We start from the raw sequence: 17,025 nt of genomic DNA, 5'->3' as shown, positions 1-17,025 counted from the left end.
TTTTCTAATCTAAAATAAGGAGGTTGATTAATATGTCAAAATTAATTAACAAAATTAGTAAAAGAATGGAAAACGTCAAACCAGATGCTATTTTATCGTTTGGAGCTTCCATTGCAGATGTTGATGGGTTGATTCCGTTAACAATAGGAGAGCCTGATTTTAACACACCTGATCACATTAAGGAGGCAGCTATTCAAGCAATTAATGACAACCAAAGTCATTACACTGATTCTCGTGGGGTTGTCGAATTGCGTGAAGCTGCCGTTAAATTTTTAGCAGATAAGTATGATTTGCATTATGATGCTGATGAAGAATTCCTAGCCACAGTTGGTGTAACTGAGGCCGTATTCTTAACTTTTGCTGCTATTTTAGATCCAGGAGATGGAATAATTATTCCTTCACCTGCTTTTTCACCATACTTTAATAGTGCTGCATTTTTTGGAGCTAATCCAATTGAAGTAGATACTTCAAAAGATGGTTTTATCCTAACTCCTTATAGATTAGAAGAAGCGATTAAGCAACATCCAGAAACTAAGGCGGTTATTATTAATACTCCTAATAACCCGACGGGAGTTTCTTATACTAGTGAACAATTAAAGAAACTAGCTGAAGTTATAGAAAAGTATGATATTTTCTGTATTAGTGATGAAATTTATAGTGAATTAAATTACGAACATGAACATGAATCAATTGCTAAATTTATTCGAGACCAAACAATTGTATATAATGGACTATCTAAGTCGCATGCAATGACAGGATGGAGAATTGGTTTAGTATATGGTCCTGCTGATATTATTAATGTCATTAAATCAATTCATGAATACAATGTTAGTTCATTGACAGATAACGCTCAATTTGCTGCCGCTGAAGCCTTAAAAAATGGTCAAAATGATGGCCCTGAGATGAAAAAAGTATATGAAAAACGTCGTGCTTTATTACGACAAGGCCTTGCTGAGTCTGGAATTGAAAGTGCTAACCCAAGTGGGGCATTCTACATTTTTGCTAAAATCCCAGATAAGTTTGGGGATGATGACTTTGCATTCTGTACCCGTTTAGCTAAAGAAGCTAAAGTTGGTACAATGCCTGGTAGTGCGTTTGGTAAATCTGGAAAGGGGTATTTCCGTCTAAGTTATGCAACCAGTGAAGACAATTTGAATGAAGCGATTAAACGTATCGCTAAGTTTGTGGAGGATAACTAGATGAAATTACTAATGTTTAACACCCAACCATATGAAGTAGAAACTTTTGCAAAGATTGCTAATGATTTGAAGGTCGAAATTGACTGGACAGAAGAGGGATTATCCCTTGATAACGTTGACAAGACCAAGGATTATGACGCAATTACCATCCAACAACACGGTAACCTTGAGGGTGAAGATTTATACAAACGTTTGGCTGAAAATGGTATCAAACAAATTTCGTTACGTAGTACCGGATACGAAATCATTGATTTAGATCTAGCCAACAAATACAACCTAAAAGTTACCAACGTTTCAGGTTACTCGCCTCGCTCGGTTAGTGAATTAGTGCTAGCTGATACCATGGCGTTATTACGACGCTTAAAGGATTACAGCAAGCGTGAGGAACGAAACGACTTTAGTTGGACCGGTGGGCAAGCCCGTGAAATTCATAACTTAACCGTTGGAGTAATCGGAGCCGGTACCATCGGAAGTGCATCCGCACGTATTTTTAGAGCTTTAGGTGCTCGCGTTTTAGCATACGATCCAGTCCAACGAACTGATTTGGCTGATACGGTCGAATACGTTGATGTAAACCGCTTATTATCAGAGTCTGATGTCGTAACCATACACACGCCTTTAACTCCTGAAATGGACCGTTTTATGAACTTTGATCAATTCAAGAAGATGAAAAACGATGCCATTTTTATCAACGCCTCCCGTGGAGGAGTCGTTGATACTGACGCGTTAGTTGCTGCTCTAGAGGCTGGTGAAATCGGTGCGGCAGGAATTGATGTTTTTGACGGCGAAGCTGGAATCACCAGTGTCGATCTTGGTGATAAAGGATACGATAATGACAACTTAAAAGCTTTAATTGCGATGGATAACGTAATTGTTACCCCACATATTGCTTTCTTTACCGACATTGCAGTCTACAATATGGCGCTATTCTCAACGAGAGATGCTATCAAGATTGTTAACGGAGAAGAGGCTATATACCCCGTTAATTAAAGAAACAAAAAAGAGCTCATTATGAGCTCTTTTTTGTTGGAAAATAATATGTAATTATGATATAGTTGCATTTGCAACAAAATCGGAGGTGCTTATATGGATTCATTAAGACAAATAGGTGTGATAGCAAGGTCTTTGGATTCGATTAGTAATATAGAGTTTAAGGAATATGAATTATCAAAGGGGCAATATCTATATTTAGTCCGTATAGGCGAAAACCCCGGGATTATTTTACAACAACTATGTGAAATGATTTGTGTTGATAAGACAACTGGTAGCAGGGCCGTTAACAATTTAGTAAAAGCGGATTTAATAAGAAAAGAAATTAGTGAGAAGAATAGAAAAAATCAGCTCTTATACCTGACTGAAAAAGGAAAAGAAATGTATGACATTGTGGACAGGGAGAATAAGTATTCTAACGAAGTTGCACTTAGTGGTTTTAGTGCATCCGAAAGGAAAGTATTCAACCAACTATTGGATAGGGCGAAAGCCAATGTTTATAAAGACTGGCAAAAAGTTAAACGTGGTGAGAAAAGAGATTACTAGGAGGACTTGTTATGACAGAAATGAAGGAAGTAAAATTATCTGACGTTTATGAACTTCGTCAAATTAGTATTGAGACTTTTAAAGATACATTTGGTGATGATAACAGTCAGCAAGATTTAGAAGAAATGTTCAAGAATAATTATGGAATTGATCAGCTAAAGAAAGAAATTAGCGATGATAAAACTGATTTCGAATTTATCTATGTTGACAATGAATTGGCTGGTTACCTAAAGATTAATATCGATGAATCTCAATCTGAAGATATGGGTAGTGACTATTTAGAAGTTGAAAGAATTTACATCAGAAAGAATTTTAAACGTCGTGGCTTAGGCTCTCAATTTATGAGCTACGCGATTAATGCTGCTAAAGAAGCAAATAAGAGCTATATTTGGCTTGGAGTTTGGGAAAACAATACAAACGCGATTGGTTTCTATCAAGTAAAAGGATTTATGCCTTTCTCTGAACACATCTTTGTTGTGGGTTCCGATAAACAAAGAGATATTTTGATGAAAAAAGCAATATAAAAAGAGCTCATTATGAGCTCTTTTTTAGTTATATAAACTATATACGCTTAATAGGACTGAAATGATTAAATTAATCAAAATGATGGTAAAACCAAGTGTCCCATTTGCGACTAGAATGATTCCTAAGATAAATACGATGATGCCGATTACTGCGGTGATCATCCAATTGTTTTTCCAGAAAAATAAAATGATTTCAACAAATGTCAAAATGGTGATTAACCATAATAATGTTAGTGAAAAATCAGTCACGTATAAGTCTGAAATATCTTTGATGGTGATAATTAGCATGTAGACGGTCATCAAAAGACTGATGGCAGCTAGCACACCTTTTGTAGTTTTTTGCATTTGTATTCAACTCCTGACCTTATTTTAAATGTCTCAGGGATGCTTGTAAAACTAAAATAAAAAAGAGCTCTATGCGAGCTCTTTTTTATTAGCTTTCACCGTTAACTAGATATTCTGGTGAGAATAGTTGTTTAACTTTTTCAGGAGATAGAATATGGTTTTGGATTAATAGGTTTGGCACGGTTTCGTGTTCCTTGGTGGCTGTCTTGATTAGTTCGGTGGTCTTGTTGTAACCCAAGATAGGAGATAGGACTGTGGCGGTTACAGCTGATTTACGAACGTCATCTAGACATTGTTTTACATTGACGTCGATACCGTCTAGGCAGTGATCAACCAATGTTTCGATTGCGCGTGCCAAGTGAACTTCGGCGGTTAGGATGCTCTTGAACATGATTGGTTCAAAGGCGTTTAGTTCCAATTGACCGGCTTCTGAAGCGGCTGTGACGGTGGCGTCAAAACCGATAACTTCAAAGGCAACCTGGTTCACAACTTCTGGGATAACAGGGTTAACCTTGTTAGGCATGATTGATGAACCTGCTTGGCGTTTTGGTAGGATTAATTCATTCAAACCAGATTGTGGACCGCTACCAAGTAGACGTAAGTCGTTACTGAACTTGGATAAGTCAACGGCCAATGTTTTTAAACTAGAGGAGAATGCGACGAAGTGATCTGTGTTTTGAACAGCGTCAATTAAATCTTCATCCTGTTTTAGGTCGAAACCGGTAATCTTGTTGATTTCGTCAACGATGTGATCACGGTAGTACTTAGTGGTGTTGGTTCCAGTACCAATGGCAGTTCCGCCCATGCTGACAGTCTTTAGTTCATTTTCAGCGCTGTTGATTCGTTTCAAATCACGACGGAATAATGATGCGTAAGCATGGAATGTCTTTCCATAGGTAGTAGGAACGGCATCTTGAAGTTGGGTTCGACCTAGTTTAATGGTGAACTGGAATTTCTTGGATAGTTCATCTAGGATCTCGATTAATCGATTAATTTCGCCGGTTAATTTTGGTAAACGTTTAATCATTGCTAGTTTACCGGCGGTTGGGTAGGTATCGTTAGTAGATTGTGCTTGGTTAACATCATCGTTTGGATGAATGAAGACATCAGGGTGTAATTTCATTGCGACATTGGCAATTACTTCGTTTACGTTCATATTTGTGGAAGTTCCGGCACCACCTTGAATGGCTGGAGTGATAAAACTCTCTGGTGAGGGGTGCTCAAGCAAGTAGTCGCAAGCATCTACGATTGTGTTATATTTTATAACATCAGTCGCTTTCGCACCGTAATTTGCGGTGATTGAGGCTTTTTTAATCTGAATGTAGCTTTCAATCAAAAGTGGGTCAACTTTCTCTTCTGTAATCGGAAAATTCCCTGCGGCTCTAAGGGAGTGGATGCCATACAAAGCATCATCAGGAACTTCTAGTTTACCAACACAATCTTTTTCGATACGCATAAAAACATCTCCTAAATAGTTATATGTTATAAAATGTTACATTAAGTATAAACTAAATCTTTAATTAGTCAAATGAAATATTTAAATTTGTTTCACATGAAACAAAACACCCCTAGAAATCTATCTAGGGGCGTTAGTTTTAACCAACGGAATCTTCCATTTGGTAGTCAATTAATTTATTTAATTCCATCGCGTATTCCATTGGAAGTTGGTTTGAGAAGGGTTCAATGAATCCCATAATAATCATCTTAGTAGCTTGAGCTTCTGATAATCCACGACTCATTAGGTAGTATAAATCTGTTTCTGAAATCTTTGAAACCTTAGCTTCGTGTTCGATTTCAGAATCACCATTGTAAATATCGTTGTGTGGGATTGTATCACTCATCGAGTCATCATCCATGATGATCGTGTCACATTCGATATGTGATTTAGAATAGTGAGCTTTATCAATCATACGAATTGTTCCACGGTAGTTACAAGTTCCACCGTTTTTACAGATTGATTTTGATACCACGTTGGATGAGGTGTGAGGGGCATGGTGTCGCATGATGCATCCGGTATCTTGGTAAATATCACCGCTGGCAAATGCGATTGATAGCATTGTTCCATTGGCGTATGGACCATTCAGATCGATACTTGGATACTTCATGGTGACCTTCGATCCTAGGTTTCCGTCGACCCATTCCATTGTGGCATTTTCATCGGCGGAAGCACGCTTGGTTTCCAGACTGTAAACATTGTCGGACCAGTTTTGAATGGTGGTGTAACGACAAAAGGCATTCTTCTTCACGAAGACTTCGACGTCGGCTGCATGCAAACTATCTTCTGAATAGTTAGGTGCGGTACAACCTTCGACGTAGTTCACACTGGCATCTTCATCAACGATGATGAGGCTTCTTTCGAATTGACCGGTTCGACCGGCGTTGATTCTAAAGAATGCCTGAATTGGAATTTTGGCATGAATTCCTTTTGGAACGTACAAGAAGACACCACCGGACCAAACCGCTGTGTTTAGCGCAGCGAATTTGTTCATTTGAGGCGTTACTAGTTTACCGAAGTATTCCTTAACTAAGTCAGGGTGTTCTTTTAATGCAGTATCGGTATCAGAAAAGATGATTCCCATGTCGGCGAATTCTTTTTTGATGTTGGCGTAGACAGCTTCTGATTCGTATTGAGCTTCGGCACCTGCTAGGTATTTACGTTCTGCTTCTGGAACCCCAATCTTTTCAAAGGTATTCTTGATATCTTCTGGAACATCGTCCCAACTACGGGAGACTGAATCGGTCGCTCTTTGGAAGTATCTGATTTTGCTTAAGTCGAGATCAGATAGGTCGGGGCCAAAATCAGGCATGGGTAGTTTTTGAAAGATTTTAAAAGCATTCAAACGAATATCTAACATCCATTTGGGTTCATGTTTTTGTGCTGAGATTTCGCGGACGATATCTTCAGTTAGGCCATCGCCGGTTGAAAAGACTGGTTTGACGTCGTCTTTAAAACCGTATTGATAATCATCATTTAAGTGTTGGATTGATTTATCGATTGATATCATCTCCGTTAATTAATTGATAAATTGCTTTGAAGGGAAGCATGGCACATTTAATGCGGATTGGTAGGTGCACGACAGATTGAAAGGCGACTAAATCACCCAACAATTCTTCGTCGAAATCTTCGTGTGTCATCATTTTGGACATGTTTAAAACGAGTTCATTGATTTGATCAGCGGATTTATCTTGAATTGCTTCTAGCATCATCATGGTAGCACCTTTACAAATAATGCAGCCATCGCATGCTACTTGTAGGTTTTCTACGTTGGGTTGCTTTGTATCAGCGGTCATCGAAATGTCATCACCACAAGTGGGATTAGTTAGATGGACGTCTGAATCAAACTGATTATTGTTTGGGCACTCACCGGCTTTTTGCATGATGATGCGTTGATAAATGTTACTTAGATCCATTGAAAAATTCCTTCATTTCGTTAATACAGTCGACTAGTCTGTTGCATTCTTCAATCGTGTTGTAGATGTAGAGACTAGCACGTAAAGTCGCGTTGACCCCCAGTTTGTGGGTTAGTGGTTCGGCACAGTGTTGACCAGCTCTAACGTCGATATTCTTAGAGTCAAGGAAGGTTGCAGCGTCGTGCGGGTGAATATTGTCGACGTTAAAAGAGACGATTCCAGTTTGGCGATTACTTGGTCCGTATACTGAAACGCCGTCTAGTGCGTTAAGTTGGTCGTATAGGTATTGGCCTAGTTTTTCACATTGTGCCTGCACGTTAGTCGTCTTAAGTTCTTTTAGATAAGAAATTGCGGCGTCTAGGCCGATGACACCCTCAATGTTAGGAGTGCCGGCTTCTAGACGGTATGGAATTTCTTTGACCTTGTAGTCGGTAGTGGAGACTGATTCAATCATCTCACCGCCGACACGGGGACTATCCATGTTTTCTAGTAAATCTTGTTTACCGTATAAAACACCGATGCCGGTTGGTGCCATCATCTTGTGTCCGGAAAAGGCTAACCAGTCAATTGGTGTTTCTTGCACATCGATTGGTATTTCGGGAGCAGCTTGCGCACCATCGACTAGGATGTCAGCGCCGTGTTCATGAGCCAATGTGGTTAGTTGATCAATCGGATTGATATTTCCTAAGACATTGGAAACGGCGGTGACGGCCACTAGTTTGGTTTTGTCGGAAATGATTTGTTCAGCGGCATTTAAGTCGAGGTTGGCATCTTCATTTAGCGGAATGAATTTTAAAGTTGCGCCGTTATTTTTCGCAATCTTTTGCCAGGGAAGGAGATTACTGTGGTGTTCTGCGATTGAAACTACAATCTCGTCACCAGCTTGTATGTGCTTTGCATAATATCCGTTAGCGATTAAGTTGATGCTATCGGTGGTACCAGCAGAAAAGACGATTTCTTTTGCGCTGCTGGCATTGATGAATGAGGCAATGTTTTGTCTGGATTGTTCAAACATTTTTGTAGTTTCCCCAGCATCAGTGTAGACGCTTCGGTGCACGTTGAAATTGTGATGAGTGTAAAAGTTACTGATTGCGTCAATGACATACTTTGGCTTTTGAGTTGTTGCAGCGTTGTCAAAGTAAATCATATCTGAGTGCTCTTTGAAGATGGGAAAGTGATGACGAATGTTTAGACTATCCATGAATACGCTCCTCTAGGTTATTTAATAAGTGTTCTTGTACTGATTTATCTGGGAATTTTTCGATTAGTGGTGTCAAGAATCCGCGGGTTAATAGGAAACGGGCGGTCTTGGCGTCAATTCCTCTTGTTTTTAAATAGTATAGCTGTTCGGGGTTAACTTTACCAACACTCGCAGCGTGACCGGCCACCACATCGTGATTGTCGATTAAAAGAATTGGATCAATTTTTCCCTTGCTTTCGGGACTTAAAGTTAATAGTCGACTGATTTGATCTGAATCAGAATCGCTAGCTTCCAGCTTGATTTGACCAGTAGTATCGTAGACAGTCTTGGACTTATCGGCGACGATACCACGTTGTGATATCAAGCCACTCGTATTGGGACTTTTATTGATAATTTTGGTTTGAACTACTTGGTTTTGGTTTTGATCGGATAGACTCACTAGGTTAATCCTAGCGGAACTGCCCATACCATCGAGGTCAATGTTGCTGTAGTAGCGACTATCACCATGATTAAATAGACCGACGTAAGTCTTTAAGTTGGCGTTTTGTGCTAAGTAAGCATTTAAAACGCGGTGAGATTTTTCGCTATTAGTCATCGCAGCGTCATAGAAGGAGACGTTGGCGTGATCACCCAGTAATACTTCAATCATTAGGCGGTCTTTTTTAGGGTGTTGTTTTGAATCCTTGTAGGTAAATGAAACTTCACTTCCTGAAGCAGAGATAATTAGGAGGTGTTTTTCCTGCATGTTGTGATCGACTAAGTCGGAGATATCGATTGATTCATCAACGCAGACATCCTTTGGGATGAAAACAAACCCACCACTTTGTAGATACGCAAGATGGTTCGCATTTAATGCGTTATCGCGCCAATAAATTGCTTTTTCCATCAAGTTTTCTTGGATTAGTTCTGGAAACTCGTTTGCAGCGGCGAACAAGTCCATCATGATAATGCCTAAATCCTGTAAATTTTTCGGTGCCAAGTTTTGCGTATTTATTGAACGAGAACTAAGTTCTGGTGATTCAAAGTGAAACTTGCGAAGCGATGCGGGGACCTTCATGGTATTTCTCATGTCGTTTGCGACAATGCGTTTAACGGTTAACCATTGTGGTTCGTTATGTGATTGGGCAAATTCTTGAACTGACATACTCATTATTCATCCACCAGCTTTACGTCGATGCCTAATTGATCACGCAATTGGGCATAACCGTTTTGTTCTAGTTGTTCGGCTAGGTGGTAGTCACCGCTGGTAACGACACGACCACCCATCATAACGTGAACGACGTCTGGTTTAACGTAACGTAAGATACGGTTGTAGTGGGTGATGATAAGTGAAGAGAAGTGATTGTCTCGCATGTGATTGATTCCCTTTGAAACGACTTTTAAGGCGTCGATATCTAGTCCAGAATCGATTTCATCTAAGATGGCTAGATTGGGCTGAATCATCATCATTTGAAGAATTTCGTTACGCTTCTTTTCACCACCGGAGAAACCTTCGTTAAGGTATCTATCAGTGTATGATTCGTCGATATCCAAGAAGTCCATGACGAAGTCTAGACGCTTCATGAAGTCTAAAACTGATACTGGTTTATCAGCCACCGCATTCATTGCGGCATGAATGAAGTCGACATTTTTAATCCCGCTGATTTCAGTAGGGTATTGCATACCAATAAAGAGACCCAAACGGGCACGTTCATCAGTTGCCATGTCGTTCAATTCCTTGCCATCAAATGAGATGGTTCCTTCAGTAATTGAATACTTGGGAGAACCCATGATGGTTTGAGAAAGGGTGGACTTACCGGTTCCGTTGGGGCCCATGATGACATGGACTTCGCCGTCGGGGATGGTTAAGTTTAGACCCTTGATGACTTCTTCATCGGTTTCATTGATTTTAACGTGTAGGTTTTCAATTTTTAACACAATAATCCTCCTAGTGAACTAACTTGTCCCAAAGTACGACCTTGTTTTCTTCAAGTGACTTTGGCACATTGATAATTCTTTGGTTAGCACTACCGCGGAATTGAAGAGTTAAATCTTTTTGGTCTTCCATGAAACGACCATCAACTAGGATGTCGATCATTGAAAGTAGTTTTAATTTGTCATATGAATCTTTTAGCAATTCATCGAATGTGTAACCTGACCATGACCAGATGTCCTTGGTGTGGCCGAATTCTTCTCTAACTCGTTTGCATAAACGAAGACAAACTTGAGTATTCAAGAATGGTTCTCCACCCAAGAGGGTAAGACCTTGAACGTAATCTTTTTTCATATCTTCGATGATTTGGTCTTCTAAATCTTGTGAGTAAGGTTGTCCGTAATGGAAGTTTTGTGAGGCGACATTGTAACAGCCGGGGCATAAGAACTTGCAACCAGAAACATAGATACTGCAACGGATTCCCTCACCATCAACGAAGTTAAATGGCTTATAGTCAGCAATATATTGTTGGCTTAAGTCTTTTGCAAGCCATTCCTTAGGCTTTGGATTGTTTGGCTGTCTCTTCATGTGCGACACTTTCTACCATTCCTTTCGACATATTCTTTTGACGTGATGAAATTTCAACGTGACGACCGTGAACCATTGGACGTGCTTGAGGGTTACCTAAGTAACCACAAGTTCTCTTAACAACGTCACAGTACTTAGGATCATGGTTACCACATTGAGGACACTTGAAACCACGGGCGGTAGCTTCAAATTCACCCTTGAAACCACACTTGAAGCACTTATCGATTGAAGTGTTGGTACCTAGGTATCCAACGTGATCGTATGCCCAGTCCCAAACGGCTTCTAGTGCCTTAGGGTTTTGCTTTAAGTTAGGGTATTCACAGTAGTGAATGAATCCTGCTGAGGCATAGTGAGGATAAGCTTCTTCAAATGTTAGTTTTTCAAATGGGTTAGGACGTTTTCTAACATCGTAGTGGAAACTGTTAGTGTAGTATTCCTTATCTGTGATGTCTTTAACCTTACCGAATTTTTCGATATCGTCTTGAGCGAATGTATCGGTTAATGATTCGGCTGGAGTGGAGTATAGACTGTAGTGATATCCACTTTCCTTACTCCATACACGGCATAGACGGTTTAGTTCAGCGACGATGCTGACAGTAAAGTCGTGGGCTTCTTGGTTTGATTCCCAATCAGGACCGAAGAAGGCAGTACCGACTTCGTATAGTCCGATGTAACCAAGTGATACTGTGGCACGTTCGTTTCTGAATAGTTCATCAACACTATCAGTTGATTTTAGACGTTTGCCAAATGCACCGTACTTGTATAGTAGTGGGGCGTTATCTGGTTTGGCTTCCTTAGTTCTTTCGATACGGTATGCCATGGCTTGGTGAACGATACCTAGCTTTTCTTCAAAGATGTGCCAGAATAAGTCCATGTCACCCTTGGCCAATAATGCAATACGAGGAAGGTTAACGGTAACAACACCTAAGTTCATACGACCAGCGTTTACGGCTTTACCATTTTCGTCAGTCCACTTAGGTAGAAATGATCGACAACCCATAGGTGCCTTGAAGTCACCAGTGATTTCACAAAGTTTGTCGTACATCAAAATATCAGGATACATACGCTTTGTAGCACATTCGATGGCTAGTTCTTTCACGTCGTAATTTTCATCGTTAGGATTTAAATTTAAGCCTTTCTTCAATACATAGATTAGCTTAGGGAAGATGGCAGTACGACGTTCCTTACCAAGTCCTTTAATACGAATTCTTAGGATATCTTTTTGAATTTCCTTTTCAATCCAGCTGGTACCTAGACCGAAACTAACAGTAGTGAAAGGTGTTTGACCTTGTGATGAGTATAGAGTGTTAATTTCGTATTCTAGTGATTGCATAGCGTCGAAGATGTCCTTCTTAGTACGGTCCTTAGCGTATTCTTCGCGCTTGTCTTCTTCGACCCATTCTGAAGCAGTCTTTAAGTGCTTTTCGTAGTTGATCTCGGCAAATGGAGCTAGTACTTCATCAGCACGATCGAATGACAGACCACCGTATTGTAGGGATGCTACGTTGGCGATGATTTGAGAAACTTGAGCGGTCGCAGTTTGGATTGAGCGAGGTGATTTAACTTCGGCGTTACCAATCTTAAAACCGTTATTCAACATTTCTGCAAAATCAACTAAGCAACAGTTGGTTTCAGGAGTTGCTGGTGAGTAGTCTAAATCGTGCCAGTGAATGTCACCTCTAAGGTGCGCTTTGGCAACTAGTGGAGGTAGCATTTGAAGACCAATGGCCTTGCTGGCAGCCCCTGCTTCTAGGTCTCTTTGGGTGTTAAAGACGTTACTATCTTTGTTGGCATTTTCGTGAACAACACGATCGTAACGGTTGAATAGTTGGTCGATTCGAGCCTTTACATCGGTTGCTTTCTTGAATTTTTCAATGTCTTTTTGTTCATATTTTAAGTATTGCTCTTTAGCATCTAAGAAATCATTTTCTTCTAGAAATTGAATGATGAAGTCATGAATATGACTTGAGGTAATTTCTTCTTGATCCTTAGTAAATAGGTTCAAACGTTCAAAGAAACGCTTGTTATCTTCCTTACTAATACCCAGTTGATTTAGCACAAAATCAATCTTGTATTTATAGAATTTGGTCTTGTCACCAGAATTCTTTATAACGTTTAAATGGGCAAAAGTTTTATCAAACATTATATCAGTCCTATCCTTAAAATATACACTATAACTTGTGTCTGAAATAATGTTAACACGCATATATAGTATAAAAACATTCTTGAATGTCAATTTGAATAGTGCGTACTGAATGATTATAATAATTTAATTTTCTCATAATACGTAGTGATGAGTGATTTCGCCTTTTTTCGTCGAACATTTTTGGAATTTTGTCTAAAAATGTTCAAATTGAATACTTACATATCGTGCCCAAAGTATTGATATACTAACGTTTAATAAGTGAAATCCGAATGAAAAACACAAAAAAAGACCCCATAGGGTCTTTTTTATAGTTGGTTTTCATGTCGATAGATTAGGATGCATCGAATTTGGAATACAAGAATGACGATTAATTCCAATCCGACAACCCAGATGGTCTTAGTATGGAAGAAAAGTGATAAGATGCTGGCCTCAAAAGCTCCGCATAGAAAACTTAAAACCAGACCACCGTAGTAAAGTAACTTGGTCTTGAATTCGTGTTTTTTAGTCTCCAAATACAAGAATAGATTATTCATTGTTTTTTGAAGGTTTCCAGTACTAAACATGTTGGAGTATCCCAATCCAGACATTGTATTAAATGTTGAAAGTTGAAGGGCCGTTGTCAAAGACATTAAAGTCGTGATCATTAATTGTGGAACATTGTATTTCAAAAATCCCACGATTGTACAGACTGCAATTTCAATGGCTAAAATATAGACCTTCCAGTAGTTTAGTTTATTTTTATCTAGATTATGGTGAATCCAATTAGCTAATAGAATTCCGATTGAAAATGCAATCACCGGTAAAATTCTTTCTAAGAAGTGACCATAATTGAATTGTGTCAACGCTAATGCGGACAAAATTAAATTCCCTGTTTGGGTACTTGCAAATATTCCACCATGTTCGATGTAAGTGTAGGCATCAAGACAACCACCGATTGAGGTTAAGAAGAATGCCGTTGATATTTTTTCACCGAAGCGGGCGGGGTGAGGTGCGTCGATAACATTGACTCCCTTTCTCTAAAGTAATAAGTTATAACTAAGTTATTTATAAATAGTACAACCATATTGTTTCAAAATAAATAGAATTGTTTTTATTCGGGGAGAATGATTTATTTGAATTATTTAATCGCATTGTTTTTAATGATTGTTTTTGCGAAATTTTTTGGAATGCTGGCTTCTAAGATACATATTCCGGATGTTGTCGGACAAATCATGGGAGGAGTAGTCCTAGGACCATCTGTCTTAGGAGTGATTCACCGTCAAGATATTGTAATTGCATTAGCATCATTGGGGGCTGCATTATTGATGTTTGGTGCCGGTTTAACTTGCGACATTGATAGATTGAAGAAGTATTTTGGTCGGGGAGTCATTGTTGCTCTTTTTGGAGTAGTATTTCCAGTCGGATCCATTTATCTAATGTGTAGATATTTTCAACTTTCTATTATTGAAAGTGCATTTATCGGAATTGTTTTTGCAGCAACCTCTGTTTCGATTTCAGTTGCTGTATTAGAAGAAATGCAGGAGCTAACATCATCAGCTGGAATTACTATTTTAGCTGCTGCGGTAGCCGATGATATTATTTCAATTGTTCTATTAAGTGTTTCTATTCCTGTTTTGGGAGTGGGAAGAGGACATGGAAATTCAGATGCGTTGTTTCTAATTATTTTGCAAATTGTATTTTTCTTATTCTTATGGCTTTGCTATAAGATTGTAACGCTATTATTCAAAATTTTTGAAGTTAGTCCTGCAAGCGCTGGTCTATATTCATTTCTATTATGTTTATTATTGGCCGGAACTGCTGAAATGGTTAGATTAAGTGCTGTTACAGGAGCGTTCTTTGCTGGACTAATTGCTAGTCAGACAAAGTTTAAAAGGGTTTTATTAGCTAGACTAAAGGGACTAAGTACGTTGCTGCCTATTCCAATTTTCTTTGTAAGCATTGGGGTTGATATGCAAGTCAATGGTGTCTACGATCACTTCTTAATGTTTTCCATCCTTACGGTTTTAGCTGTAATAACAAAATTCTTGGGTGCCTTTATCGGTGCGAAACTTAGTCGAATTGATTTCGCGAATTCAGTTGAAATAGGGGCAGGGATGATAAGCCGTGGTGAAGTCGGTATTGTTATCGCCCAAGCTGGATTAGACAGTCACTTTATTTCAATAAGTTATTATTCAACATTGATTGCTGTAATTATTGTTACAACTATTTTAGCACCACTAATTTTAAAACCAGTCGTATTATGGAAACGTAAAAGAGAGTCAGTATAAGCTGGCCCTCTTTTTTTATGGAATGTAAGATATTAATACCAGGATTAAATCGATAACAACGACGGTCACAATTGCACAAATAAATGCTAGTAGTGGTAGGAGTCTTTCATCACCAAATCGACTCATGTGGCGGACGTTTTTATCAAAAGAATTTGTAAATCGTTTATATGATTTTTTCAGATCTCTTTTTAATTGAGCAGTGATAAGACGACAGTACTTGCATTTAATTTGATTGAAGAATAAATTACCGCAAATCGGACACTTTAAATGAATGATGATTAACTCCTCCTTATTGATTTTTAACTATTGTATCAAGGGTTCTAACGGAAATAAATTTAGTGAAAAAGTTAAAAATAAACACCGAGTTCATAAATATTCATTTAAGAGTCGATAATGATGAATTATTGGACACGAAGTAAAAATAAAAAAATTATAGATGAATGATAAGTTAGTAAAATCACAAATGATTTTGGATTGTATGTGTCAAAATGTGTTAAATTCTTTTGTTTCTTATAAACATGAACATTTGTATATAAAAAATGACATAGATGCAATTTGTTCAAAATCTTGGATCTGAAAAGCTCCTAGAAAATCATATAAATATTGGTCTTCTTAAGTTTTTTATTAACATAAACTTATTTGCATGTATGTAATTATTGATAGACTTTAAACGAAGGTTATAATATTATTAATTTATTGCAATTATATTTTAATTTTGTTACATACATTAGGGGGATTTTGATATGAAAATCAAAAAGTCATTTCTTGCCATTTTGGCAGTTTTAACACTTTTTGCTGCTAGTGCATCAACTTCTGTCAGCGCCTTTACATCAGTAGAAGCAAACGCTGCTACTCATCATAAAGACACTAAGAAGCACAAGAAAGCAAAGAAGTCTTCAAAGAAACACAAGAAGGCAACAAAGAAGAGTAAGAAGAAGGCTACTAAAAAGCATTCAAAGAAAAAGGTAGCTAAGAAAAAGAAGAAAGTAACTAAGAAGAAGCCAGCTAAGAAGGCTGTTAAGAAGCATGTTGTAAAGAATCCTGCTGGACCTACTCCAATTACTTACAAGAACCCAACTTTAACTATTAATCCTGGTGGAAATGGCAATGTTGTAGTTGAATACAATAACAAACAATATAAGTCATATAACGACCAACTTGTTAGTGATCAAAATAACGCTGATGCTGCGTTTAAGCATGCTATTTATTTAAAGGGAATTACTTACTATAATTTGACTAATAATTCCCAATATAAGACTGCTATGACATTGACTTTAAAGGTATATAACTATGATACAGACAGTGATCACGCATTTTTTGGAGATGGAACTAGTGATATATTTGCTTCAGGATCAGACACATACATTGCATCTAATAGTGCAGCTTTGAGACTTGACCCAGCTTGGTCAGGTAGTGCTATTGATATTCCGGCAAATAGCCAACAAGTTGTAAACTTAACCTTTGTTGGCTCAGATGCTTCTTCTGCTTCTGACTTTAGCTCATTTACATTCAACTATACTCCAAGCACCAGCACTATTGCTGAAAACCTTAACTTCTAACCTTAAAAAAAGCCTACCGATTTCGGTAGGCTTTTTTATTTTGCTTAATATTCCATCTTGATGTGATCGATGCCTGCTTCGATAAATGGTTCACTGGTAATTTTGAAACCGCCTTTTTCGTAGTAACCAACTGCATGTGCTTGGGCGTCGATTTCGACCTTGGTGTTAGGGAAGTTTTCTTTGATAACTTTTAGAATGTATTCCAAGAGTTCCTTACCCTTACCGTGCCGCGGACTTGTTGGGTAGTTAAGACACGCCCGAATGTAACGTGGTCACCATCCTTGAAGATTCTGGCGTATGCGGTGACGGTCTTACCATTTGTTTCAAAAGCATGCAG

General features: G+C 38.5%; 17 protein-coding genes. 6 read left to right on the top strand and 11 right to left on the bottom strand.

Annotated elements, in window-relative coordinates:
- The first annotated feature begins 32 nt into the window (after positions 1 to 32).
- The 4 genes from KTJ72_RS05925 to KTJ72_RS05910 all read left to right on the top strand — a co-directional run bounded on the left by KTJ72_RS05925 (position 33) and on the right by KTJ72_RS05910 (position 3,259).
- Positions 33 to 1,199 carry an aminotransferase class I/II-fold pyridoxal phosphate-dependent enzyme gene (locus KTJ72_RS05925; protein WP_217304366.1) on the top strand — a complete coding sequence of 389 codons (1,167 nt, stop codon included), beginning with the start codon at positions 33 to 35 and terminating at the stop codon, positions 1,197 to 1,199.
- A complete protein-coding gene (locus KTJ72_RS05920; protein ID WP_094750785.1) occupies positions 1,200 to 2,189 on the top strand; it encodes a D-2-hydroxyacid dehydrogenase in 990 nt (329 codons plus the stop codon).
- 96 nt (positions 2,190 to 2,285) lie between these two features.
- Positions 2,286 to 2,735, top strand: a complete 450-nt coding sequence (locus KTJ72_RS05915) for a MarR family winged helix-turn-helix transcriptional regulator (protein WP_094750786.1) — start codon at positions 2,286 to 2,288, stop codon at positions 2,733 to 2,735.
- A gap of 11 nt (positions 2,736 to 2,746) precedes the next feature.
- Entirely contained in the window at positions 2,747 to 3,259 is a 513-nt protein-coding gene (locus KTJ72_RS05910) for a GNAT family N-acetyltransferase (RefSeq protein WP_094750787.1), read from the top strand.
- 24 nt (positions 3,260 to 3,283) lie between these two features.
- Here the strand turns inward: KTJ72_RS05910 and KTJ72_RS05905 are convergent, their stop codons facing one another.
- The 10 genes from KTJ72_RS05905 to KTJ72_RS05860 form a co-directional block, all read right to left on the bottom strand.
- A complete protein-coding gene (locus KTJ72_RS05905; protein WP_094750788.1) occupies positions 3,284 to 3,604 on the bottom strand; it encodes a hypothetical protein in 321 nt (106 codons plus the stop codon).
- Between the two features lie 88 nt (positions 3,605 to 3,692).
- Positions 3,693 to 5,060 (bottom strand): aspartate ammonia-lyase, encoded by a 1,368-nt coding sequence (locus tag KTJ72_RS05900; RefSeq protein WP_094750789.1) that lies wholly within the window; start codon positions 5,058 to 5,060, stop codon positions 3,693 to 3,695.
- A gap of 139 nt (positions 5,061 to 5,199) precedes the next feature.
- Positions 5,200 to 6,609 (bottom strand): Fe-S cluster assembly protein SufB, encoded by a 1,410-nt coding sequence (gene sufB / locus KTJ72_RS05895; RefSeq protein WP_217304365.1) that lies wholly within the window; start codon positions 6,607 to 6,609, stop codon positions 5,200 to 5,202.
- Positions 6,593 to 7,015, bottom strand: a complete 423-nt coding sequence (sufU, locus tag KTJ72_RS05890; protein WP_094750791.1) for a Fe-S cluster assembly sulfur transfer protein SufU — start codon at positions 7,013 to 7,015, stop codon at positions 6,593 to 6,595. The genes sufB and sufU overlap by 17 nt, the downstream gene beginning before the upstream one ends.
- Positions 7,002 to 8,216: an aminotransferase class V-fold PLP-dependent enzyme gene (locus KTJ72_RS05885; RefSeq protein WP_217304363.1), complete on the bottom strand. Its 1,215-nt coding sequence runs from the start codon at positions 8,214 to 8,216 to the stop codon at positions 7,002 to 7,004. Before KTJ72_RS05885 ends, sufU begins: the two co-directional genes overlap by 14 nt.
- Entirely contained in the window at positions 8,209 to 9,366 is a 1,158-nt protein-coding gene (locus KTJ72_RS05880) for a SufD family Fe-S cluster assembly protein (RefSeq protein ID WP_217304361.1), read from the bottom strand. Before KTJ72_RS05880 ends, KTJ72_RS05885 begins: the two co-directional genes overlap by 8 nt.
- Positions 9,366 to 10,139, bottom strand: a complete 774-nt coding sequence (sufC, locus tag KTJ72_RS05875) for a Fe-S cluster assembly ATPase SufC (protein ID WP_217304382.1) — start codon at positions 10,137 to 10,139, stop codon at positions 9,366 to 9,368. Before sufC ends, KTJ72_RS05880 begins: the two co-directional genes overlap by 1 nt.
- A 4-nt stretch (positions 10,140 to 10,143) precedes the next feature.
- Positions 10,144 to 10,716 (bottom strand): anaerobic ribonucleoside-triphosphate reductase activating protein, encoded by a 573-nt coding sequence (gene nrdG, locus KTJ72_RS05870; RefSeq protein WP_041152657.1) that lies wholly within the window; start codon positions 10,714 to 10,716, stop codon positions 10,144 to 10,146.
- A complete protein-coding gene (gene nrdD / locus KTJ72_RS05865; RefSeq protein ID WP_057197152.1) occupies positions 10,685 to 12,859 on the bottom strand; it encodes an anaerobic ribonucleoside-triphosphate reductase in 2,175 nt (724 codons plus the stop codon). Before nrdD ends, nrdG begins: the two co-directional genes overlap by 32 nt.
- 308 nt (positions 12,860 to 13,167) lie before the next feature.
- Positions 13,168 to 13,824 carry a YoaK family protein gene (locus KTJ72_RS05860; protein WP_346726681.1) on the bottom strand — a complete coding sequence of 219 codons (657 nt, stop codon included), beginning with the start codon at positions 13,822 to 13,824 and terminating at the stop codon, positions 13,168 to 13,170.
- A 150-nt stretch (positions 13,825 to 13,974) separates the two neighbouring features.
- Here KTJ72_RS05860 and KTJ72_RS05855 point away from each other — a divergent pair, with 150 nt between their 5' ends.
- Both KTJ72_RS05855 and KTJ72_RS05850 read left to right on the top strand, forming a co-directional pair.
- Complete coding sequence (locus KTJ72_RS05855) at positions 13,975 to 15,129, top strand: cation:proton antiporter (protein WP_217304360.1); 1,155 nt, start codon at positions 13,975 to 13,977, stop codon at positions 15,127 to 15,129.
- A gap of 743 nt (positions 15,130 to 15,872) precedes the next feature.
- Entirely contained in the window at positions 15,873 to 16,688 is an 816-nt protein-coding gene (locus tag KTJ72_RS05850; protein WP_217304359.1) for a hypothetical protein, read from the top strand.
- Between the two features lie 44 nt (positions 16,689 to 16,732).
- Here the strand turns inward: KTJ72_RS05850 and KTJ72_RS05845 are convergent, their stop codons facing one another.
- Complete coding sequence (locus KTJ72_RS05845; protein WP_346726680.1) at positions 16,733 to 16,951, bottom strand: GNAT family N-acetyltransferase; 219 nt, start codon at positions 16,949 to 16,951, stop codon at positions 16,733 to 16,735.
- Positions 16,952 to 17,025 lie beyond the last annotated feature (74 nt).

It is taken from the genome of Apilactobacillus waqarii (assembly GCF_019061205.1).
Lineage (GTDB): Bacteria > Bacillota > Bacilli > Lactobacillales > Lactobacillaceae > Apilactobacillus > Apilactobacillus waqarii.
This window is presented reverse-complemented; position numbering and strand designations above follow the sequence as displayed.